This window comes from Jatrophihabitans lederbergiae, from assembly GCF_031845305.1.
In the GTDB taxonomy this organism is placed as follows: Bacteria; Actinomycetota; Actinomycetes; order Mycobacteriales; family Jatrophihabitantaceae; genus Jatrophihabitans_A; species Jatrophihabitans_A lederbergiae.
In genome coordinates this window covers 43,421-62,450 of record NZ_JAVREH010000019.1, presented here as the reverse complement: position 1 = coordinate 62,450, position 19,030 = coordinate 43,421, and the positions used below count along the sequence as shown (strand labels likewise).

Genomic DNA, 19,030 nt, shown 5'->3' with positions numbered 1-19,030 from the left:
GCAACGCCTGCCACCAGCACGAACAGCCCGGATGGGCAACGATCCGGCTAAGAGCGTGCTGGACAAGTCGGGCCGCGCCCATGACGTCGACAACCTCTGCGTACTCGACCGAAGCGGCTTTCCGACCGGCCCGGGCGTCAACCCGACGCTGACAATCATGGCCAATGCCTGGCGCTGCGCCGAACACCTGATCGAGTCCCACGCCAACGGGCGCCCCACCGGCGCCTGATCGCGCTGCCGAAGGGAAGGAATCACCATGTCATCACAGGCGAACTGGTCCGTCGTAACCGTCGCGGACGACTCCGGCCGGAGCGCTGATTCGACGCTCTTCTTCGATCGCGATCAATGGGTCGTCGTGGAGGCGGCCACTGCGCGCATCATTCCCACCGACCACGACCCGGGTGCGCGCGAGGCCGGAGCCGTCCGCTTCATCGACCGCTCCCTGGCCGTCTACGCGGACGGCACGGGCTTTCTCAAGCTGGAGGGCAAGGAAGCGCTCGCGTGGCAAACCCGGATAGCGGCGCTGCGCCGGACGTACGTCGAGGGCATCCGGCGGCTCCAGGACGTGAGCACCGCGACCTTCGGACGGGGCTTCGTGGAGCTGGAGCCCGACCAGCAGGATCAGGTGCGATCCGCCAGGACCCCACGTTCGTGCGCAACCTCAAGCACCTAATCATGAAGCAGCAAGTCGGCGCAGATGGTGTCGCGGATACTCAAGCCGTGGCCCGAGCAAGAGCGGCTGATCTACCTCACCGTGGGAATCCCGACGGAGTCCACCGGGATCTGGCTGCACGATCCGTTGACGATCGCGGTTGCCTACGACCCGAGCCTCATCACGCCTGCCCGGATTCACATCTCCGCCGAGTACGCGCCGACGCTGGTTCCGCGTGACCTGCTGATCCGCAACGACATCCTGCGGACCATCCCCAAGAAGAAGAAGCCCAACATGAATGTCGCTGTCGATGTCGACGCGGATCGGTTCACGCAGCTGTTCGCTGACCGTATCGTCGGCGGCCTCTGACACCGCCGGCACTCCGATAGGTGCGGCTGCGCGCGCAGCCGCGCCTACCGTGGTCCGCAAGCACCGGCCGCGCGCTGAACCACGGCGGCCGACGACAGTGAGGATCAGCATGTCGCTAGAACCAGGCGCCGGCCCCGTTGCCTCCGGGAACGTCACATGAGCGGCGCGGAGAGGAACGGGGTTCCGGGCCGTGAGCCGCTACCGGTGGTCGTGCTCGGAAGCCTCAACATGGATCTGGTCCTCACGGCCACCCAGATCCCACGGCCGGGGGAGACCGTCCTTGCCGGCAGCCTGACCCGGATGGCTGATGGCAAGGGAGCGAACCAGGCTGTCGCCGCGGCCCGCCTCGGCGCCGACGTCACGTTGATCGGCCGCCTCGGAGACGATCACGTCGCGCAGGAGATCCGCGGCGACCTGGCGCCTACCGGCGTGCGGCTGGACCACGTTCGTGAGATCGGCGGTGTCTCGTCGGGCCTCGCCGTGGTGACGGTGGACCCGCAGGGTGAGAACGCGATCGTGGTTTCGCCCGGTGCCAATCACCATCTGACACCCGACGAGCTGGCGAGGGACGAATCGGCAATCGCGGGCCCGGTGATTGCCGTGGCGCAGCTGGAGACACCGCTGGACACGGTGCGTCGCTTCGCCGAGGTTGCCGTGGACAACGGCGCGCAGCTCGTCCTCAACACCGCGGTCGCAGCGTTGGAGCAGCTGGTCGCCCGCGACGCCCGTGGTGCCGTGGTGACGCCTGGTTCGCAGGGCTGCCTGGCACAGACGGAGGAGGGGTTGTTCGAGATCGCGTCCTACGAGGTGCCGGTCGTGGACACCACCGGCGCCGGACGCCTTCGTCGGCGCCTTCGCGGCTGCGTTGGCCAGCCAGGCGGCCCCTGAGCAGGCGCTGCGCTTCGCCGCGGCGGCAGGAGCGGTGACCTGCCGCGTCGCCGGCGCCCAGCAGGACGGGCTCAGCTATGGACAGGTCCAGGAATTGATCCGTGAGCAGCCAGGGGTGCGGGTCCACCGGGTTGTCGAGAACGTACCGAGCCAGTGATAGCCGAACGGAAGGGATGGGGCCCACATATCCGGCCCTCCCAATCTCGACGTTGCCCGGCACGCCCGGCGAGGAAGTCGGCGAGGCGCCGTCAGCTCCATCTGATCTGATGGAGGAACACAACCTTGAGGAGTTGGCATGAAGCTTGGCCTGCACATTCCGGACTTCACCTGGGACGGCGGCGCGAGCGCCCTGCCGGGCCGCTTGACCGAGGTCGCCCAGCTTGCGGAACAGGGCGGTTTCGACCGGGTCAGCGTCATGGACCACGTCTGGCAGATCGAGCACATCGGTCCACCCGAGCACGAGATGCTCGAGGCCTACACCACCCTGGGTTACCTCGCCGGCAAGACGGAGCGGGTGAAGCTGCTGACCGTGGTCACCGCCGTGGTGTACCGCGAGCCGGGGCTGCTCGCCAAGGCGGTCACCACCCTGGACGTGCTGTCCGGTGGACGGGCCATGCTCGGCATCGGGGCGGCGTGGAACGGGGACGAGGCGAGCGGCTTGGGACTGTTCTTCCCCTCGACGGCCGAGCGGTTCGAGCGGTTGGAAGAGGCGCTGCAGATCTGCCAGCAGATGTGGAGCGAGGACGACGGGCCATACCACGGCACACATTACCGTTTGGAGAGAACGCTGAACTCTCCGCAGTCGCTCAGCCGTCCGCATCCGCCCATCCTGATCGGTGGCGCGGGGGAGCGAAAGACCCTGCGGCTGGTGGCGAAGTACGCCGATGCCTGCAATATCTTCGACTCACCCGAACTCGCTCACAAGCTCGACGTGTTGCGTGAGCACTGCTCTCGTGAGGGCCGGAACTACGCCGAGATCGAGAAGACGGCTCAGTTGCGTTTCGATATAGGCGAGAACGGTGAACGGGTGGACGAGACGATCGCGCATCTGCGTGAGCTTGCCGACCTGGGCATCGAGGTGGCGCACGGAACCGTGATCGGCGCTGGTTCACTGCGGCCACTGGAGCTGATGGCCGAGCGGATCATCCCCGCCGTCGCCGACTTCTAAAGGGAGCAAGACTTCTAAAGAGGCGCACTTCTGAAGCAGCCGCTTCTCGAACGCCACCTCCACGCGGTGGCCCGGGGTGCAGGAATTGGTCGGCGGCCCCGCCCTGGCGTCCCCGACTACAGCGCTGGACCCTGGCCGCGGAGCTTCTCCACCTCGGCCATGGCCGCGCGCAGGCTGGTCAGCCACTCGTCGCTGTGCTCGCCAACCAATTTGACGGCCCATGCCAGGGCGTCTGAGCGCGATCGCGCCACCCCGGCGTCCACCAGCGTGTCGAGGACTTGCCGCTCCGGCTGGCGTAGCCGGGTCATCACCGGAGTGGACAGATGCGTGAACAGCGTCTGCTGCTGGCCCAGGCTCGCTCCCCAGGACAGCGTCCGCCCATAGCGCGCCTGAGCTTCGGTGGCGATGGCCATCCGCTCCGCTCGGGTGCTCTCGCGGAACCGGCTGATCCGGCCCTCGGCGGCGGCGGAACCGGCCTCCGCCGGGCTCGGCTCTGACGACCTCGGGGCTGCCGCACTCTGTTCAGCGGTGTCAGCGGAGACCGGCGGCAACTCGCCGAGAACGACGATCTCTTCACGGTCGACGGTCACGGTCGGGCTGCCGACGAACCAGCTGTCGGGAAGCCGGCCGGCGAGCCACTGCGCGGCGTCGGAGGCGTCGGGAAGATTTGCTTGCTGCCATCCGCCGGTTCGGCCGGGACCGCCGCGACGGGAACCTTCGTGGGTGTGGGGATGTCTCATCATCATTACCTCCATAAAGTAATTACACAATTACACCTGTTGGAGGAGGCATGCAACAGGAGGAGGCATGCAACCCGTCACGGAACGGCCGCCGTGCCGCTGCGGTACCGCACGGGGGACGACGAGCTACTTGGCCGGCGAGGACGGGGTTGGCGGCGCGGGATGCGGTTGGTCCGCCGCAGCCGGGTGCCGCACCGGGTACTCGTGCCGGAAGTCGGGATGATCCTCGCGGCAGTGGTAGTCGAGTTCGGTCTTGCGCTCGAAGCGCAGTACGCATTTCGGGCATTGATGGACGGTCATTGATGGGCTCCGTTCGACCGGCTGGCGCCATGAGCAGCTCGCAGCTCCAGCGATAACGGTAGGCCGATCCGGCCCGGCCGGCAGCGTCTCGTTACCCGAACTTCGCCAGGTCTCAGGCATGCGCGGTCAGGGAGCCGTCAGGCGATTCCGCTTGCGTGGGTACGGCTTACGCAGCGCGAGGCTTACGCAGCGCGAGGCTTGTCAGGGCGAGCAGCGCCAGGACGGCCAGGATCGCCGCGAACACCTCTCCGGTGTGGACCAGCCCGTACTCGCGGGTGCCCACGCCGATGCCGACCACGGGCAGCGAGATACCGACGTAGACGACGGCGAAGAAGCTCGACGCGACGCCGCCCCGCTGCTCGGCGGGGCTGACCTGGGTGACGAGGCCGAGCGCCGCGCGGAAGCTGAGACCCTGGCCGGCCCCGCCGATGACACCCGCGATGACCAGCAGCGGCAGCGATGACCGGGCCAGGCTGATCCCGAGTACCGCCAGCCCGAGGACCAGCACGCCGGTGCCCGCCAGCAGCGCTGGTCGGGCGGGCAGCGTCGCGGACACCACCTGCCCGGCCGCCGACGCGGCGAACACCGCGAAGACCACCACGCCCGTCAGGGCGGGATTGTGGTGCCCGAGCAGCGCGAGTACGGACGGGCTGACCGCGGTGAAGAGCCCGAGCAGGGCGAAGCCGGCGAAGCCCGCGGTGCCAGCCTGCAGGAACGCGGCGCGGGCCACGGCCGGCACGCCCAACCGCTGGAAGCGCAGCCGGCGGGGTCCGTCCGGGCGCACCGGTTCGGGGACGGCCAGGATGGCGGCCACGGCGAGGACGACCACCACGACATGCACCAGGTAGCTGGTCTGCAGCGGCCGGCCGGCGTGGCGCGCAAGCAGGCCACTGACCAGCGGGCCCAGGCCGAGGCCGCCGATGTTGGCGACGGCCGCGATCACACTTGCGCGGAGCTGGTTGTCCTTTCCCGCGTAGTCCGCCAGGGCAGCCGTGGCCGTGCCGGTGAACATGCCCGCGGACAGCCCGGACAGCACCCGGCCGGTAAACAGCAGCGGCAGGCCGCCGCTGCTCATGGCACCGACCAGGACGAACACCAAGGAGGAGGTTCCCGAGAGTGCCAGCGCCGCCAGCAGGACGGGGCGGCGTCCGAGGGTGTCCGACGCGCGGCCGAAGGCGAGCAGCGCGGCCAGTACGCCCACCGCGTAGGCGGCGTACACCAGCGTCACAGTCAGCGGGTCGAAGCGGAACTACTGCTCGTAATGCGGGTACAGCGGGGTCGGCAGCGTCGTTCCCAGCATCGCGGCCGCGAAGGCGAAGGCGGTCAACCACACGGCGGTGCCAGAACCGACGCGTCCGCGCGCTGCGGTCATTGTCGTCACGTAACCATTCTGCCCACCGGCCGGTGTCGGCTTGCCGGCCCGGACGCCGCTGCCGCGGAACTGGTGAAGGGAGTGGTCAGCCGCCCGCGCCGAGCCGGCTGACGGCAGTTCAGGCCTTGACGGACTGGGCGAACGAGAACAGGTTGCCCGGGTCGTACTGCTTCTTCACCGCCTGCAGCCGGGGGTAGTTGGCGCCCCAGTACGCCGCCGGGTAGTTGCCGATGCTGGGGTCGGCGTAGTTGACATACGCGCCATCGCCCGTCCACCGCGACAGCGCCGACCGCTCACCGCGGACGAAGCGGTCATACGGCGCCGGGTCAGCGGCAGCGGCAGACCACGTCGCCGTGTACTGCACCAGGGCCAGGGCGCCGCGATGCGCGAAGGCGGTGGCGGTGGGGGCTATGTCTGCCACCGCACCGCCGAGGGCATCGAAGGACACCCCGCCCTCGGCCAGCCCCGGAATGGACAGGGCCGACCGCGCCTGGGCAACCGCGGTGGAGACTCCGGTGCTCGGAAGGGGAGAATCCAGCACCGCCGAGGTGGCCGCGAAAGGTTGGCGCTTGTGCGGGCTCAGCGCGTCCGCCCGGCACTGGTCGGGGGACTGCCCGGAGCAACCGGCCTCCAGCAGCATCGCGGAGGCGTAGTCGAGGGTGTTGCGCTGGTTCGCCGTGGTGGGCGCGCCGATGGCCTTGAGCAGCGGGTCCAGTGCCGCCTGGAGCTGTGGGCCGGCTCCGATCCAGGTACCGGATACGGTCGCTCGCAGGCCAGCGCCGGGATCGGCCAGCAGCTTGCAGGTGCTCCACAGCGCGCGATCGGTCTTGCCGATCCACTGCTGCCAGCCGCTGAGTACCGCCTCGGCATGCGAGAAGTCCCATTGCAGATAGAAGGTGTGCACCGTGGGTGCGGCCCGGACCGCCAGCGTCAGGTCCACGACCGCCGTGAAGCCTCCTCCGCCGCCCTGTAACGCCCAGAACAGGCCCGGGTCGTGTGAGGGGCCGACGGAGTGGATCTTGCCGTCAGCCGTGACCACGGTGGCGGCGCGCAGTGCGTCGCAGGTCAGCCCGTACGCCCGCGTCAACGCCCCCACACCGCCACCGAGCAGCAGGCCGGTGACCCCCACCGTGGGGCAGGAACCGGCGGCGATGGCGACATTCTTGTTCGCCAGCGCCGCGTAGACATCGACCAGCGTGGCACCGGCGCCGATCTTGGCCGTGCCGCCGGCGGTGTCCACCGACACGGTGCGCAGGGGCGCCACGTCGAGCATCAGGCCCGAGCCACGTGACCAGCCGCCGTAGGAATGGCCACCGGCCCGGACGGAGAGCGGGGTACCGGTCGCCGCGGCGAACCGGACGCCGGCCGCGACATCGGCCGTGCTCCGGCAGCGGGCGATCGCCGTGGGCGCGGGGGCGCTGTCGAAGCGCGGGTTGTAGAGCCGGGCCGCCGCGGCGAAGTCAGCGGACTTCGGCTGCAGCAGCGGCGTGGACAGCTGCCGGGACAGGGCCGCCAGGGTCGGCTTGACCGCCGCGCTCGTACTGGCGGCACCCGTCGGGAGGGCAGCGGAGCCGGTTCCGGTCGCGGCTGCCGAGCCAGTCGCCGTGGTTCCAGCGGGAGCAGTTCCAGCGGGAGCAGTTCCGGCGGGTGGGGTTCCGGCGGGAGCGGTGGGGCCACGGCCACGGGTGCAGGCTGCCAGCGACGCCGCCAGCGCTAGCGAGGCGCCGGTCAGTACTGCCCGCCTGCCGGGGCCGTCGGCCACGCGCTCTCGCATCCATCACTCCCACACTGCCGTCCAATCGGTGTTCGGCAGTGTAGGCCCGGTCAGCGCCCTGCGATCGCTGACTCGACGTCCGATGGTTGCACGAAGTCGCATGAGCCGGCGTGCCGCTCGGGTAGCAGGCAGAGCCGCCCGCTGGCAAGGTGCGTCATTCCGCACCGGTGCGCGAGCGCGGCAGTGGTGTTGATCTCGCTGTTGTGGCTCACCAATGCGGCCGCGTCCGAGGGCTGATCGGATTCCGCGTGCGGGGAGTGCGAGTCGGTCGTGCCTTGATCAGTCATGTCGAGCGCCGATCTGCCCTGGTTTGGGCCGCCGCTGAACACCTCGGGCGATGCCATCGCTTCTTGTGGCACACGACTAACCCTCGGCGGTCGCCGACCCTACTCCTGGCACCGTGTCGCACCCGTGTCGTCGGGATTTACCCGATGTGAACACCGATCGCGAATGTCGCCTACAGGCAACCATCCCGCGGGAGGCGCCGGGTAGGTACTGTCAACGTCACAAGCCCCAGCTTGCTGGGTGATTAGAGCACCTTCAGTGCCAGCACATCCCTGTGCGGCGTTGCCACCGACCCCACGCCGAACAGGTTCTTCTCTTGTCGACTCCCTCGCTGACCGCCGCCGTCCCCACCAGCCGACGTGAGAAGCACGTCTCTGCCTATGCCGAGTTGTCCCAGCAGGTTCTCGCGGCGGGCCTGCTGCGCCGTCGGCACGGCTACTACGTCACGACCATCCTGCTCACGGTGGCGGCCTTTGCCGCGATGTGGGCCGGGGTAGTGGCGGTGGGGAACTCCTGGTGGGTGCTGCTGCTCGCGGCGGCTCTGGCGGTGGTGCGTGCCCAGTTCGGCTTCCTCGGCCACGACACGGCGCACCGGCAGGTGTTCGCGTCGCACACCTGGAACGCGTGGACGTCCCGGGTGCTCTCGTGCGGCTTCGCCGGCCTCAGCTACGGCTGGTGGATGGGCAAGCACAACAAGCACCACAACGCGCCCAACCAAGAGGGCCGCGACCCCGACATCCAGTCCGGCGTTCTCGCGTTCACTCCGGACCAGGCCCGTCGACGCACCGGTGCCGCCGGGTGGTTCGCGCGCCACCAGGGCTGGGCGTTCTTTCCGCTGCTCACGCTCGAGGGGGTGGCGCTGCACGTCAACAGCATTCAGGCGCTGCTCGTCAAGCGCGACATCCGCTACCGCTGGCTGGAACTCACCGTCATCGCGCTCCGGGTCGGCGGCTTCTTCGCGGTGCTGCTGCTGTTGCTGCCGGTCGGCAAGGCGGCGGCGTTCGCGGGCGTCGAGCTCGGCCTGTTCGGGGTGCTGCTCGGCGGCTCCTTCGCGCCGAACCACAAGGGCATGCCGATCGTCCCCGCCAGCATGAAGGTCGACTTCCTCCGCCGGCAGGTCCTGATGTCTCGCAATATTCGCGGCGGCCGACTGACCGACTTCATGATGGGCGGCCTCAACTACCAGATCGAGCATCACCTGTTCCCGAGCATGCCCCGGCCCAACCTCAAGCTGGTGCAGCCGATGGTTCGAGAGCACTGCGCCAAGCACGGCGTGCTGTACACCGAAACGTCGCTGGCCGGCTCGTACAGCATCGTGGTGCGGTACCTGAACCGCGTCGGCCTGGGCGAGCGGGACCCTTTCACCTGCCCGCTCGTTCAGCTGTACCGCGGCTGAGCTGCCATCGGAGGCCGAGCCGCCTGGCTCAGGTGTCGTTCTCCAGCTCCCGCTTGAGCTCGACGAGTGCGCAGACGTGCGGTTCGGTGTACTTGTCGATCCAGCGGTCGTGGACGAGGCGGATCGGCACCGGGTTCAGGAAGTGCAGCTTCTCCCGTCCGGACTTGCGGGTCAGGACGAGGCCGGCCTCTTCCAGCAGCCGCAGATGCTTCATCACCCCGAACCGGGTCATGGTCAGTTCCGACTCGAGATCGGTGAGACTGCGTCCGTCCCGCTCGAATAGCCGGTCCAGGAGCAGCCGCCGGCTGGGGTCGGCGAGCGCCTTGAAGACCAGGTCATCGTCTGTCACCCTAGGAAGATACGTGACCGGATGGTCACCTGCAACACACTCGCGGATCGCCGGGTCTTGGCGCTCGTCGTCGATGGCACACTCCGGCGCAGAGAGCGTCGCCTCTGCGGCGTGACCGACAATGACCAGCGCGCTCTTCGGCTGCGGGCGGAACCGAATCGGGGTCGTAATCTTCGATGCCGGCCTCGACCCGCTCCTGCTCGGGGAACACCGCTGCGTGATTGCGGATACCGTGGTGGCCGCGAGCAATTGTCGGTTGAGCAGACAGCCGGTTCCGACGACGGAGCGGAGTATGCGACCAGATGAGCGAGCCTACCGACCACGAGCTGAGCGGCCCCGAGCTGAGCGATCCCGAGGTGTCCGACCCCGAGTTCACCGATGCCGAGCTGACCGATCCCGTGCCGTCAGGTCCAGCCAGTCTTGGCCTGCGGGATGAGCTGACCGAGAATCCCGATACCGCGAGCGCGGGCTCGGACGAGCTGAGTCCCAGCCGTTTCGACGCCGACCTCGGCGACGATGAGGCCGACCCGGACGACGATCTCGAGACCGCGAGCCCGGACTCCGATGACATCTCTCCCGCCGAACCCGGCGAGGACCTGGCCGCCGGGCCGCCCGGCGGAATCTGACCGTGGCTGTTGGACCGCTGCAGCCGGGATGGGTTAGCCGCCGTTGTACTGTCCCGAGACGTGACCCTTCCGCCGCGGCTGGCCTGACGGGCCGTCATGGACCTCGACGAGGCGGCTGACGAGCTTTACGCGGTGCCGCCCGAGGACTTCGCGACCCGCCGGGACACCCTGGTGACCGAAGCCCGTTCGGCGGGTGACCGGACCCTCGCGAGGCAGATCGGCAAGCTGAAGAAGCCGGTGCTTGCGGCCGCCCTGGTCAACGCCGTGACCCGGTCCGAGCCGCCTGAAGTGGCAGAGCTGACCGAGCTGGGGACGCGGATGCGCAGCGCCCAGCGTGAATTGCGCGGAGCCGATCTGCGGGAGCTCTCCGGGCAGCGGCAGCAGCTACTGGCGCGGCTGGTCCGGCTGGCGGGTGCCGCGGCGAGCCGATCGGTGACGGAGGCGGTGCTCGCCCAGGTGCGCGCCACCTTCGACGCAGCGATTGCTGACGAAGCCGCCGAAGCGGCGGTGCTGTCCGGCAGGCTGACCGCCGCGCTGTCCTACTCCGGGTTCGGCGAGGTCGATGTCACCGATGCCGTTGCCGTTCCGCGGACGAAGCACCGGCACCTCTCGGTGGTGCGCGAGCCGGCGTCTGACCCCTGGTCCGAGCAGCAGGACGAGCACACCGAGGCCCATCGGGGCAGCGCTGCGCGGACCGAAGCACAGGCGGTTGAAGAGCGCCGGGCGGAAGCTCAGCGGGCCGAGCAGCGTCGCGCCGCGTTGCGGGAGGCGGTGGACGAAGTGGCCGCTGCGCATGCCGCCCGGACGAGCGCCGATCAAACGGCGAACGATGCGCGGGCAGTGCTGAAGGAGGCGCGTGAGCGGGCGGCAACGATCGCTGACCGCGCGCACGAACTCGAGGAACTGCTCCACCAGGCGCGGGTCGCCGCGGACGAGGCCTCGACCGCCGAGCGTGCCGCGCAGAGGCAGTCGGATGAGGCTGAACGAACGGCCGAAGACGCCGCCGAGGTGCAGCGCGCCGCCGAGGAGGCGCTCTCCGCACTGGCACGGCGCGACTGAGCACGGGCCGACTGAGCCCTGGTGTGACTCCCCAGGGGCGACTCAGCACGGCGGCGAAGGCCGTCCGATTCAGTTCGGCACTCATAGCAGGCGGCCGGCCGCTGGGGTAACTTCGAGTTAGGCCGGGTCGACCGCCAGTCCGCCGAGTAAGGCAGTTACTCCAGGCCTCCGGCACCCGAACCGGACGCTCCCGACTCGCACTTCTCGGTTCGTACGATCCCCGCTTCGTCGTCCAGTCGCCTGAGGCTGACATCGCCGAGAACGACGAGTTATGTATGCAGGTGGCGGCGCCGTGAGCGGACCGACAAGAGCCTGAGCACAGCGACAAGACCCTGAGAAGACCGACGCGAATGGAGAAGGCGGATGTCCGAATTCATCCAGAAGGTAAGCGAAACCATCACCGGACAGGAGTCGCCCGACGAGGGCCGGCCCGGCGTCGACAGTCCCGACGGTCCGCGGCCTGAGGCCTTTCTCGGCAACGGTGCGGGTCCTGATGACGACTCCGCCACTGCTCCGGGTGATACAGCCGCTACTCCGCCGGATACAGATGAAGCCGGAAGGGACTCCTCGGACCCACGCGCCGGCCACGGCGGCTAGGCCCGCAGCCGGGCAGGAGGCGGCTACGCGTTATCCGATAAGTCCACTTGTTAAATTACGGTTGGATATCGAGGCGCAGTTGCGTATGGGTAGGCCTTCGCCCTACGTTCTGTGTGGGGACGCTTGAGTCACCACGTGGTTGAAACCGTCAGCCGCACGCGAGGAATGCGCTCGCTCGGCGAACACGGTGAACACGCACCGGGGCCGGGCAAGGAGTCGAAGGACGCGCGTATGCAGGACACGACCTTTTAGCCTGTCAGTTGGTGCCGATGAGGCGCTGAACACTGTCGTCACGTGCCCGGTGCTTCCGTGGCTCGTGCGGCCCGGCTAGCGCACATGGCCTGCTGCGCCCATCGCGAATGCCAGAGCGCACGCCGCCGTCCGAGCCGATGAGACAGAAGACGTGTCCCGGCCTAATTAAGGAGTTCCCGCATGACTGAGAACTACACACCGCCGTTCACTTCTACGCCGCTGGCTGGTGATCCCGGTGTGCCGCCGATGACCCCTGCAGGCCAATCCGGTGCCAGCTCAGCGCAGAGCGGGCAGAGCAGCCCGGCAGTCACCGACGTGGCCAAGAGCGAGGCCAGTGATGTGGGACAGAGCGCCGTGGGCGCCGGTCAGCACGTCGCGGGCGTGGCCAAGGACCAGGTCGCGAATGTAACTGCGGAGGCCGGCAAACAAGCCAAGGACCTTGTGAACCAAGCCCGAAGCGAACTGACCCAGCAGGCCGGCCAGCAGCAGCAGCGCCTCGCCGGCGGGTTGCGCGCACTGGGCGACGAACTGCAGTCGATGGTCGACAACGGCCAGCAGTCCGGCGTGGCCACCGACCTGGCGGGCCAGGCGGCGCAGAAGTCACACGAGATCGCGTCGTGGCTGGACGAGCGCGAGCCCGGCCGGCTCGTCGAAGAGGTCAAGGACTTCGCGCGGCGACGTCCCGGCGCCTTCCTGCTCGTCGCCGCAAGCGCGGGCCTCGTCGCCGGACGGCTTACCCGTGGCATCAAGGCGAACGCCCAGGACCAGAGCCAGAGCAGCCAGCAGTACGCCGGCCGTCCGATGACGACCGTTGTGCCGGATGTCGACGTGGTCCGCCCGTACGCCTCCAGCGAGGACCTGGGCGCAGGCTTCCCGAACGAGGGCCGCGTGCTGTGAGCCATCCTTTGGACCAACCGCCGACCACTTCCGGCGAACGACCATCCCTCGGCGAAATGCTGACCGACATCAGCTCTGATCTGTCCACCCTGGTACGTCAGGAGATCGAGCTGGCGAAGGCGGAACTTCGCCAGTCGGCCAGCAATGCAGGCAAGGGTGCGGGCATGTTCGCCGGCGCCGGCGTCAGTGGCCACATGGTGCTGCTGTTCCTGTCCATCGCTCTCTGGTGGGGCCTTGGCGACAAGACCGGCCACGGCTGGTCCGCGTTGATCGTCGCGCTCATCTGGGCCGTCATCGGCGCGGTGCTCGCCGTGATGGGAAAGAAAGAAATCAAGCAGGTGCAAGGAACTCCGAAGACGGCGGAAACCGTCAAGAAGATCCCCAGCGCCGTCGCAGGACACGAGGAGACCCGATGAGCAGCCCCGAAGAGATCCGCGCAGAGATCGAGCAGACCCGCAGCAACCTGTCCGAGAACGTCAACACCCTGACCGAGACCGTTAAGCCGTCCAACGTCGCGAAGCGGCAGGCGGACAAGGCCAAGGGCGCCGTATTCGGCGTCAAGGACAAGGTAATGGGTACCGCCTCACACATCGGCGCCAACACCAGTTCGGCAGGTTCTTCCATGACTGACAGCATCAGCTCCGCGGGTTCCAGCATGAGCGACACCATCACGAGTGCTCCGAGCACCGTGAAGTCACAGGCCTCGGGTAACCCGCTGGCCGCCGGCCTCATCGCTATGGGCGTCGGCTGGCTGGTCGGTTCGCTTCTTCCGGCCAGCCAGGCAGAGCAGCACGCCGCGTCGCAGGTCAAGGAGACCGCGACGCCGATGGTGACCGACGCCGCCAAGTCGGTGGCCGACAACCTCCGCGAGCCGGCGAAGGAAGCGGTCCAGGCGGTCAACGAAACCGCAACGGACGCCGCCAGCACCGTGAAGGAAGAGGGCGCCTCAGCGGCTCAGGACGTCAAGGGCCGCGCCGCGGACGCCAAGGACACTGTTCAGGAAAGCCGAAACTCCTAGTAAAATAGGACACGCCGCCCGGGGCGTGAGCGCCGGAACGCGCCTCGGGTGCACGCGAATCTCCACATCCACAGCATCAACGGTAAGGACGCAGCATGACGAATCCTCAGGATCTTCAGAACATGATCGGCCGCACCGCAGTCGACGTCGAGGGAAACAAGCTCGGCAAGGTCGGCCAGATCTATCTTGACGACACCACCGGTGAGCCCGAATGGGTCACCGTGAGCACCGGGTTGCTCGGCACCAAGGAGAGCTTCGCCCCGCTGTACGGATCGAGTTGGGACGGTGACAACCTCCGGTTGGCAGTTCCCAAGAATCTGGTGAAGGACGCTCCGAACATGGACGCGGACGGGCACCTCGACGACAGCGAGAACGACGCTCTCTTCGCGCACTACCAGGGCTATCTCGGCACGGTCGCCGGCGGTACGCAGGGCAACACCGAGATCATCGGATCGCAAACGGGCGTGGTAGGCCGTGACACTTCGGGTCCGGTCACCGACGACGCGATGACTCGCTCCGAGGAGCGGCTGAATGTCGGCACCCAGCGGGTGGAGACCGGGCGGGCACGGTTGCGCAAGTACATCGTCACCGAGAACGTCAGCACCACGGTGCCGGTTAGCCGCGAAGAGGTCCGCGTCGAGCGTGAGCCGATCACCGACGCGAACCGTGACCAGGCCCTGTCGGGTCCGGACCTCAGCGAAGAGGAGCACGAGGTCACCCTGCACGCCGAGCAGCCGGTAGTGACCAAGGAGACCGTGCCGGTCGAGCGCGTGCGACTCGCCACCGAGACAGTCACCGAGAACCAGACGGTGTCGGAGCAGGTTCGCAAGGAGCAGATCGAGGACCCGACGACCGACACCCGCTGACCGACCGTATTTGGTTCAGGCGCAGCTCCCGACGCGAGGAGATCTACATGAATATCGACAAAGATCAGATCTTGCAGCTTCTTCGCAGCCAAGGTAAGCACGATGAGGCAGACCAGGCCGGCAATGAGCTTCCTGATTCGGTCGACACCGAGAACGGCGATCATGCCGGACTGCTCTCCAAGTTCGGCCTGGACACCAGCAGCCTCGGTGGCGAGCTCGGTGGCCTCGGCAAGCTGCTTTAGAAGCACGCACGGGCTGAAGCCCTGATACACAGAGGCCGGCGCCGCCGGGGGATTCTCGTCCCCGGCGGCGCCGGCATTTGTCGCTACCGTTGCGTTGAATCGTCCGTAGGTGAGCTATCCGCGCGGAAGCTGGCTGAGCCAGCCGTGCGGGAGCCGGCCGCCTTGCGTGCTGCAGCCGCCGCGGCGAGAGCCTTGCCGCGAGCCTCGATCACGGCCGCCTTAGCCGGTACGGCGGCGAACGTCCTGCGCGGCACAGCGGTGAAGGCTCCACGTGGTACGGCGGTGAAGGCCTTGCGGGAAGCTGCGGTCAAAGCCTTGCGGGAAGCCGCGGTCACCGTCCTGGCGGGAGCCGCTGTGGCCGCCTTGCCGGCCGCTGCGGCCGCAACCGCACTGCTCGGACTACCTGCTCGCAGGGTCGCGTGGGTGACGAGGCCGAAGGCGGCGTGCGGAACCACGTCACTGACCCAGTCGGCCGCCGACCAGGTCGCGGGGTCGCTCACGCCGAGCCGCTTCATCGGAATGTTGGCAGCCGCCAATGCCGCCGCGCCGATGACGGTCGCCCCGACCGGCAAAGACAACCGGGCCAGCACCGGACGCAGCAGCCCGGCGACTGCCCCGATTCCGACGCCGACGGCAATGCCGTTCAGCGGGCCGAGGCCGGCGAGGCGATTCTCGTGCCGCTCACCCTCGCCGGGCACCGGGTGACCGAGCTTCTGGGCCAGCACCTCGACGCTCTGCTGCGGAGTGCTACTTGCGGGCCGCGCGCGCACCGCCATATCGAGGTAGGTGACGGCGTTGAGGGCGGTCGTTCCGGCGGCGCCGGCTGCAGCGCCGCGCAGGAGTGCTCTGAACATAGGTCGTCGCTTTCGGTATGGGGGCCTCAGCCAGCACGGCGTAGCCGGCGGCTGGTGGTGGCCCCGTCACAAGGCGGAACGCCGGCGGCGGTGAGGGTTGACCTGCGACGGCAGTATCAATTCTCCGGTATCAGCGACCTCTATCGCCACCTCGGGTCCGTTCGTCATCGGCATCCGCACGGTCATCGGCATCGCTATCGGCACGGCAAGCAACGTCGGCGTCGCATCCAGAGGTGGCCGGCTGAGCCTCGGCGCAGTAGCGTTTTCGGTGGGCAGAGCCAGCTAGCCCTCTCCGGTTCGCCCCAGCCGGTCCGGGCGGCTTGTCATCGCGGCGGCTCGGCATCGAGATAGCGCCCGTGCTCACGCGGTCGACTACCGCTAGTTGCCATCGCAAGTGCTGGCAAGGGTGAATCGCAACCGATAAGGAAGCGATGGATATGGCAGACAAAGCAGCAGACAAAGCAGACGGCCACGCGTCACAGGCCGCACAAGAGGCCGGTGCCGAAGACCAGGTTCAGCGGAACACGAAATCCCAGACGACCGCCGCGAGCTACACCACCACCGACCATGACGTGATCCGGGCCTGGGCCGAGGCCCGCGGTGGTCGTCCCGCGTCGGTGGCACGGACCGGCGATGACTCGGGCGATGCCGGAATCCTGCGCATCGAGTTCCCGGACTCGCCCGGCGGCGATCCCGATTCCCTCGACGAGGTGGACTGGGAGCCGTTCTTCTCGACGTTCGACGATCGCGGTTTGGCCTTTGTGTACCAAGAGAAGACCTCAGACGGCGAGGTCAGCACCTTCACCCGATTCGTGCGGCGTGACAGCGACGACTGAGCATCCGGCCGGTGCCGCGGCGAGGGATGACATCAGCGAGCCGACCACGATCGACTAGGCCGTACGGGAGGCTGTCGGCGACGTCGAGCTACGGCCCGGCCAGCGGCAGGCGATCGAGGCCGTACTTCACCGTGACACCCTGGCGGTGCTCGCGACGGGAACCGGCAAGTCGCTGGTGTACCGGGGTGGCCGGCCGGCTGTCGCCGGGACTGACCGTGGTCGTCTCTCCCACCCTCGCCCTGCAGGCCGACCAGCTGCTCAGCCTCGCCGGCAACGGCCCCCTGGCCGTGGCGATCAACAGCCAGTTGACGTCCGCGCAGCAGCGGCGGGCGCTGGCGCGGATCGCCGCCGGCGAAGTCGGGTTCCTGTTCCTGGCCCCGGAACAGCTCGGTCGTCCAGAGGTGATCGCGGCCCTGCAGCAGGCCACGGTGTCGCTGTTCGTCGTGGACGAGGCCCATTGCCTCTGTTCGTGGGGTCACGACTTCCGGCGGGACTATCTCGCGCTCGCCTCGGCGGCCCGGGCACTCGGCAGCCCGCGGGTGCTCGCGCTCACCGCGACGGCTTCGGCCCAGATCCGCGCGGAGATCATCGACGAGCTGGCCATGCGTGATCCGGTTGTGATCGTCGGGGAGTTCGACCGTCCGAACATCTCGTTGACCGCGCAGCTGCTGACGGACGGCTCGGGTGTGGACGCCGCGGCCACCGACGAGGTGGTGCGCCACCGTGCCGAAGGTGGCGGGTGCGTCATCGTCTACGTATCGACCCGGCGACGCTCGGAAGAGCTGGCGGCGGCGTTGACCGAGCTGGGAGTGCCGGCGAAGCCGTACCACGGCTCGATGGCCCGCAAGGCGCGCCAGAGTACGCACGAGGAGTTCCTGGCCGGGCGCACGCCGGTCGTCGTGGCGACCAGCGCGTTCGGGCTCGGCGTGGACAAGGCCGACGTGCGACTGATAGTGCATGCGGACGCGCCGGAGAGCCTGGATGCCTACTACCAGCAGGTGGGTCGTGCCGGGCGCGATGGCGAGCGCGCGCGGGCGGTGCTGTTCGCCAGGCCCGATGGCTACGGCCTGCACCTGCGAGAACTGCGACAACTGCGCCGCGGGCCGGGTGGCCCCGCTGGAGGAGGGGCCCTTCGCGATCGGCCAGGGTGTCGACCATTCCGAATGGGGACGCGGAACGGTGCAGCAGTTCGAGCCGGGGCGGGTCGTGGTGCCGTTCGACCACGCCGGCTATCGGACGCTGTCGCTGGACCTGGTCGAGGAGAACAACCTGCTGCGACCGGCCAGTTAGCCGGGTCCGTCCACGGCAGCGCCGCCGCCACCCTGCTGCCAGCTCGCCGGCCGCGTCGCGCCCCGATCCCGGAAGGTGAAAAGACTGCGCCGGGTGGTGAACCGCCGGGCGTCGAGGAGGCGCAGGTCCCGGTCGAGTTCGCGGTTCATCGGCTGCCGCTCGCGCAGCACCCACGGCAGCCCGCGCAGCGTCATGGCGATCGCGCGGGCGTACGCCCCGTTCTTCGGGGCATCGGCGAGGATGAAGCCGGTGTAGCGCAGTGCATTGAGAAACCGCCGATGCAGCCAGGCAGTCCACAGGGTGTTGCGCATGCCGTAGGCCCGGAGCGTGGTGAAGTTCGCCAGGCTCGGATAGTGCGCCACGACCAGTTCGGGCAGGTAGCGCAGCTGCCAGCCGCGCTTGAGCAGCGTGTAGGACAGCGTCTCCTCCTCGCCGCCGAGAAAGAACCGCCTGTCGTACCCGCCGGCCTCGCGATAGGCGCTGACCCGGACGACGCACGCACCCGCCATGAAACTCATCAGCACCGTGCCGGGTATGCCGGCGGTCTCGACGATCGGGCTGTCCGCCATCTCGGCGGAGATCGGATCAAGGTGGCGTTCGGGGCCCACCACAATCCGAGCGTTGACGAGGGCCAGCCGCGGATGCCGGTCCAGCAGGTCGCAGGCCATCGGCAGGCCGTCCGGCTCGTACCAGTCGTCGTCATCGCAGAACGCGACGTACGGGGTCTGGACGGCGCGCACGCCGGCGTTGCGAGCGGCGGCGCCGACGTTGTGCGGCATCCGGATCAGCCGCACCCCGGCCGCCGCCACGACCTCAGCCGTGCCGTCGGTAGAGGCGTTGTCGACCGCGACGATCGGCACGTCGAGCTTGCGCAGGTGTGCGAGGACCGGCTCGATCCACCGCGCGCAGTTGTAGGTCAGCAGCACCACGGTGAGCCGTTCATTCAGGGGGCGGTGCGGCACGCCTGAGGTCCTTTCGCCGACGAGGCCGCCCGGCGCAGAGCTGGGTCGGCCCGGTGTCACCAGGCTGCTGATCGAACCGCGCTCCCAAAACCTACCGGGGCCGCGGCTGGAAGCGGCCACCGCCTCGTGTGCGGGGCGGTAACGGTATCGCGGTTGTTGCCAACCGCGCTCGGCCGACGGCAAGCTGAGGCGGCGCGGCGGCAATCCCCCAGACCTGCCGCCGGTCCAGCCCATCCGA

Annotated in this window: 24 protein-coding genes and 2 pseudogenes; 16 read left to right on the top strand and 10 right to left on the bottom strand. The window is 68.6% G+C overall.

Features of this window, described 5'->3' with window-relative positions; all coding sequences use genetic code 11:
• Nucleotides 1-31: 31 nt before the first annotated feature.
• From RM423_RS14375 to RM423_RS14355, 5 genes and pseudogenes are all read left to right on the top strand, one after another.
• A complete protein-coding gene (locus RM423_RS14375; protein ID WP_311423726.1) occupies nucleotides 32-229 on the top strand; it encodes a GMC oxidoreductase in 198 nt (65 codons plus the stop codon).
• 27 nt (nucleotides 230-256) lie between these two features.
• Nucleotides 257-673 carry a gluconate 2-dehydrogenase subunit 3 family protein gene (locus RM423_RS14370; RefSeq protein WP_311423725.1) on the top strand — a complete coding sequence of 139 codons (417 nt, stop codon included), beginning with the start codon at nucleotides 257-259 and terminating at the stop codon, nucleotides 671-673.
• Nucleotides 674-697: 24 nt separating this feature from the next.
• The gene (locus RM423_RS14365) at nucleotides 698-1,021 is read left to right on the top strand and encodes a hypothetical protein (RefSeq protein WP_311423724.1); all 324 of its coding nucleotides are present in this window, start codon (nucleotides 698-700) and stop codon (nucleotides 1,019-1,021) included.
• Nucleotides 1,022-1,177: 156 nt separating this feature from the next.
• Nucleotides 1,178-2,066 (top strand): annotated as a pseudogene (locus RM423_RS14360) (PfkB family carbohydrate kinase).
• Between the two features lie 138 nt (nucleotides 2,067-2,204).
• Nucleotides 2,205-3,077 carry an LLM class F420-dependent oxidoreductase gene (locus RM423_RS14355; RefSeq protein ID WP_311423723.1) on the top strand — a complete coding sequence of 291 codons (873 nt, stop codon included), beginning with the start codon at nucleotides 2,205-2,207 and terminating at the stop codon, nucleotides 3,075-3,077.
• Nucleotides 3,078-3,193: 116 nt separating this feature from the next.
• Here the strand turns inward: RM423_RS14355 and RM423_RS14350 are convergent, their stop codons facing one another.
• From RM423_RS14350 to RM423_RS14325, 6 genes are all read right to left on the bottom strand, one after another.
• On the bottom strand, nucleotides 3,194-3,817 hold the full coding sequence (locus RM423_RS14350) for a hypothetical protein (RefSeq protein ID WP_396327723.1): 624 nt from the start codon (nucleotides 3,815-3,817) through the stop codon (nucleotides 3,194-3,196).
• A gap of 126 nt (nucleotides 3,818-3,943) precedes the next feature.
• Nucleotides 3,944-4,117: a hypothetical protein gene (locus tag RM423_RS14345; RefSeq protein ID WP_311423721.1), complete on the bottom strand. Its 174-nt coding sequence runs from the start codon at nucleotides 4,115-4,117 to the stop codon at nucleotides 3,944-3,946.
• Nucleotides 4,118-4,283: 166 nt separating this feature from the next.
• Entirely contained in the window at nucleotides 4,284-5,351 is a 1,068-nt protein-coding gene (locus RM423_RS14340; protein WP_311423739.1) for an MFS transporter, read from the bottom strand.
• Nucleotides 5,352-5,366: 15 nt separating this feature from the next.
• Nucleotides 5,367-5,498, bottom strand: coding sequence for a hypothetical protein (locus RM423_RS14335; RefSeq protein ID WP_311423720.1), 132 nt, complete (start codon nucleotides 5,496-5,498; stop codon nucleotides 5,367-5,369).
• A 109-nt stretch (nucleotides 5,499-5,607) separates the two neighbouring features.
• Nucleotides 5,608-7,263 carry an FAD-binding oxidoreductase gene (locus RM423_RS14330; protein WP_311423719.1) on the bottom strand — a complete coding sequence of 552 codons (1,656 nt, stop codon included), beginning with the start codon at nucleotides 7,261-7,263 and terminating at the stop codon, nucleotides 5,608-5,610.
• Between the two features lie 50 nt (nucleotides 7,264-7,313).
• Complete coding sequence (locus RM423_RS14325; protein WP_311423718.1) at nucleotides 7,314-7,550, bottom strand: hypothetical protein; 237 nt, start codon at nucleotides 7,548-7,550, stop codon at nucleotides 7,314-7,316.
• 314 nt (nucleotides 7,551-7,864) lie between these two features.
• Here RM423_RS14325 and RM423_RS14320 point away from each other — a divergent pair, with 314 nt between their 5' ends.
• Nucleotides 7,865-8,944 carry a fatty acid desaturase family protein gene (locus RM423_RS14320; RefSeq protein WP_311423717.1) on the top strand — a complete coding sequence of 360 codons (1,080 nt, stop codon included), beginning with the start codon at nucleotides 7,865-7,867 and terminating at the stop codon, nucleotides 8,942-8,944.
• Nucleotides 8,945-8,972: 28 nt separating this feature from the next.
• Here RM423_RS14320 and RM423_RS14315 read toward each other — a convergent pair whose 3' ends face one another.
• Nucleotides 8,973-9,293, bottom strand: coding sequence for an ArsR/SmtB family transcription factor (locus tag RM423_RS14315; protein ID WP_311423716.1), 321 nt, complete (start codon nucleotides 9,291-9,293; stop codon nucleotides 8,973-8,975).
• A 302-nt stretch (nucleotides 9,294-9,595) separates the two neighbouring features.
• On the opposite strand from RM423_RS14315, the gene RM423_RS14310 reads away from it, so the two are divergent.
• The 7 genes from RM423_RS14310 to RM423_RS14280 all read left to right on the top strand — a co-directional run bounded on the left by RM423_RS14310 (nucleotide 9,596) and on the right by RM423_RS14280 (nucleotide 14,850).
• Entirely contained in the window at nucleotides 9,596-9,919 is a 324-nt protein-coding gene (locus tag RM423_RS14310; protein WP_311423715.1) for a hypothetical protein, read from the top strand.
• Between the two features lie 96 nt (nucleotides 9,920-10,015).
• Nucleotides 10,016-10,978 carry a hypothetical protein gene (locus tag RM423_RS14305; RefSeq protein ID WP_311423714.1) on the top strand — a complete coding sequence of 321 codons (963 nt, stop codon included), beginning with the start codon at nucleotides 10,016-10,018 and terminating at the stop codon, nucleotides 10,976-10,978.
• Nucleotides 10,979-12,007: 1,029 nt separating this feature from the next.
• The gene (locus tag RM423_RS14300; RefSeq protein ID WP_311423713.1) at nucleotides 12,008-12,724 is read left to right on the top strand and encodes a hypothetical protein; all 717 of its coding nucleotides are present in this window, start codon (nucleotides 12,008-12,010) and stop codon (nucleotides 12,722-12,724) included.
• Nucleotides 12,725-12,780: 56 nt separating this feature from the next.
• Nucleotides 12,781-13,140: a phage holin family protein gene (locus RM423_RS14295; protein WP_311423712.1), complete on the top strand. Its 360-nt coding sequence runs from the start codon at nucleotides 12,781-12,783 to the stop codon at nucleotides 13,138-13,140.
• Nucleotides 13,137-13,742 (top strand): DUF3618 domain-containing protein, encoded by a 606-nt coding sequence (locus tag RM423_RS14290; RefSeq protein WP_311423711.1) that lies wholly within the window; start codon nucleotides 13,137-13,139, stop codon nucleotides 13,740-13,742. The genes RM423_RS14295 and RM423_RS14290 overlap by 4 nt, the downstream gene beginning before the upstream one ends.
• Nucleotides 13,743-13,837: 95 nt before the next feature.
• Nucleotides 13,838-14,608 carry a PRC and DUF2382 domain-containing protein gene (locus RM423_RS14285; protein ID WP_311423710.1) on the top strand — a complete coding sequence of 257 codons (771 nt, stop codon included), beginning with the start codon at nucleotides 13,838-13,840 and terminating at the stop codon, nucleotides 14,606-14,608.
• Nucleotides 14,609-14,655: 47 nt separating this feature from the next.
• Nucleotides 14,656-14,850 carry a hypothetical protein gene (locus RM423_RS14280; RefSeq protein ID WP_311423709.1) on the top strand — a complete coding sequence of 65 codons (195 nt, stop codon included), beginning with the start codon at nucleotides 14,656-14,658 and terminating at the stop codon, nucleotides 14,848-14,850.
• A gap of 83 nt (nucleotides 14,851-14,933) precedes the next feature.
• Here RM423_RS14280 and RM423_RS14275 read toward each other — a convergent pair whose 3' ends face one another.
• On the bottom strand, nucleotides 14,934-15,704 hold the full coding sequence (locus RM423_RS14275) for a hypothetical protein (protein WP_311423708.1): 771 nt from the start codon (nucleotides 15,702-15,704) through the stop codon (nucleotides 14,934-14,936).
• Between the two features lie 437 nt (nucleotides 15,705-16,141).
• Between RM423_RS14275 and RM423_RS14270 the strand changes: the two genes are divergently transcribed.
• On the top strand, nucleotides 16,142-16,540 hold the full coding sequence (locus RM423_RS14270; protein WP_311423707.1) for a hypothetical protein: 399 nt from the start codon (nucleotides 16,142-16,144) through the stop codon (nucleotides 16,538-16,540).
• A gap of 88 nt (nucleotides 16,541-16,628) precedes the next feature.
• On the opposite strand, the gene RM423_RS14265 is transcribed toward RM423_RS14270, so the two are convergent.
• Complete coding sequence (locus RM423_RS14265; protein WP_311423706.1) at nucleotides 16,629-16,772, bottom strand: hypothetical protein; 144 nt, start codon at nucleotides 16,770-16,772, stop codon at nucleotides 16,629-16,631.
• On the opposite strand from RM423_RS14265, the pseudogene RM423_RS25665 reads away from it, so the two are divergent.
• Together RM423_RS25665 and RM423_RS14250 are read left to right on the top strand one after the other, a co-directional pair.
• Nucleotides 16,726-17,538, top strand: a pseudogene (locus tag RM423_RS25665) (RecQ family ATP-dependent DNA helicase); the annotation flags it as partial. The gene RM423_RS14265 and the pseudogene RM423_RS25665 overlap by 47 nt on opposite strands.
• 58 nt (nucleotides 17,539-17,596) lie before the next feature.
• On the top strand, nucleotides 17,597-17,830 hold the full coding sequence (locus RM423_RS14250) for a DUF3553 domain-containing protein (protein WP_311423703.1): 234 nt from the start codon (nucleotides 17,597-17,599) through the stop codon (nucleotides 17,828-17,830).
• Here RM423_RS14250 and RM423_RS14245 read toward each other — a convergent pair.
• Nucleotides 17,827-18,792, bottom strand: coding sequence for a glycosyltransferase family 2 protein (locus RM423_RS14245; protein ID WP_311423702.1), 966 nt, complete (start codon nucleotides 18,790-18,792; stop codon nucleotides 17,827-17,829). The genes RM423_RS14250 and RM423_RS14245 overlap by 4 nt on opposite strands.
• Nucleotides 18,793-19,030: the final 238 nt, after the last annotated feature.

Excerpts from the sequence above, each read along its gene's own strand:
- RM423_RS14375 (WP_311423726.1), top strand. The coding sequence starts at position 32 with ATGGGCAACGATCCGGCTAAGAGCGTGCTGGACAAGTCGGGCCGCGCC.
- RM423_RS14370 (WP_311423725.1), top strand. The coding sequence starts at position 257 with ATGTCATCACAGGCGAACTGGTCCGTCGTAACCGTCGCGGACGACTCC.
- RM423_RS14365 (WP_311423724.1), top strand. The coding sequence starts at position 698 with ATGGTGTCGCGGATACTCAAGCCGTGGCCCGAGCAAGAGCGGCTGATC.
- RM423_RS14355 (WP_311423723.1), top strand. The coding sequence starts at position 2,205 with ATGAAGCTTGGCCTGCACATTCCGGACTTCACCTGGGACGGCGGCGCG.
- RM423_RS14350 (WP_396327723.1), bottom strand. The coding sequence starts at position 3,817 with ATGAGACATCCCCACACCCACGAAGGTTCCCGTCGCGGCGGTCCCGGC.
- RM423_RS14345 (WP_311423721.1), bottom strand. The coding sequence starts at position 4,117 with ATGACCGTCCATCAATGCCCGAAATGCGTACTGCGCTTCGAGCGCAAG.
- RM423_RS14330 (WP_311423719.1), bottom strand. The coding sequence starts at position 7,263 with ATGCGAGAGCGCGTGGCCGACGGCCCCGGCAGGCGGGCAGTACTGACC.
- RM423_RS14325 (WP_311423718.1), bottom strand. The coding sequence starts at position 7,550 with ATGACTGATCAAGGCACGACCGACTCGCACTCCCCGCACGCGGAATCC.
- RM423_RS14310 (WP_311423715.1), top strand. The coding sequence starts at position 9,596 with ATGAGCGAGCCTACCGACCACGAGCTGAGCGGCCCCGAGCTGAGCGAT.
- RM423_RS14305 (WP_311423714.1), top strand. The coding sequence starts at position 10,016 with ATGGACCTCGACGAGGCGGCTGACGAGCTTTACGCGGTGCCGCCCGAG.
- RM423_RS14300 (WP_311423713.1), top strand. The coding sequence starts at position 12,008 with ATGACTGAGAACTACACACCGCCGTTCACTTCTACGCCGCTGGCTGGT.
- RM423_RS14295 (WP_311423712.1), top strand. The coding sequence starts at position 12,781 with ATGCTGACCGACATCAGCTCTGATCTGTCCACCCTGGTACGTCAGGAG.
- RM423_RS14290 (WP_311423711.1), top strand. The coding sequence starts at position 13,137 with ATGAGCAGCCCCGAAGAGATCCGCGCAGAGATCGAGCAGACCCGCAGC.
- RM423_RS14285 (WP_311423710.1), top strand. The coding sequence starts at position 13,838 with ATGACGAATCCTCAGGATCTTCAGAACATGATCGGCCGCACCGCAGTC.
- RM423_RS14280 (WP_311423709.1), top strand. The coding sequence starts at position 14,656 with ATGAATATCGACAAAGATCAGATCTTGCAGCTTCTTCGCAGCCAAGGT.
- RM423_RS14275 (WP_311423708.1), bottom strand. The coding sequence starts at position 15,704 with ATGTTCAGAGCACTCCTGCGCGGCGCTGCAGCCGGCGCCGCCGGAACG.
- RM423_RS14270 (WP_311423707.1), top strand. The coding sequence starts at position 16,142 with ATGGCAGACAAAGCAGCAGACAAAGCAGACGGCCACGCGTCACAGGCC.
- RM423_RS14250 (WP_311423703.1), top strand. The coding sequence starts at position 17,597 with ATGGCTACGGCCTGCACCTGCGAGAACTGCGACAACTGCGCCGCGGGC.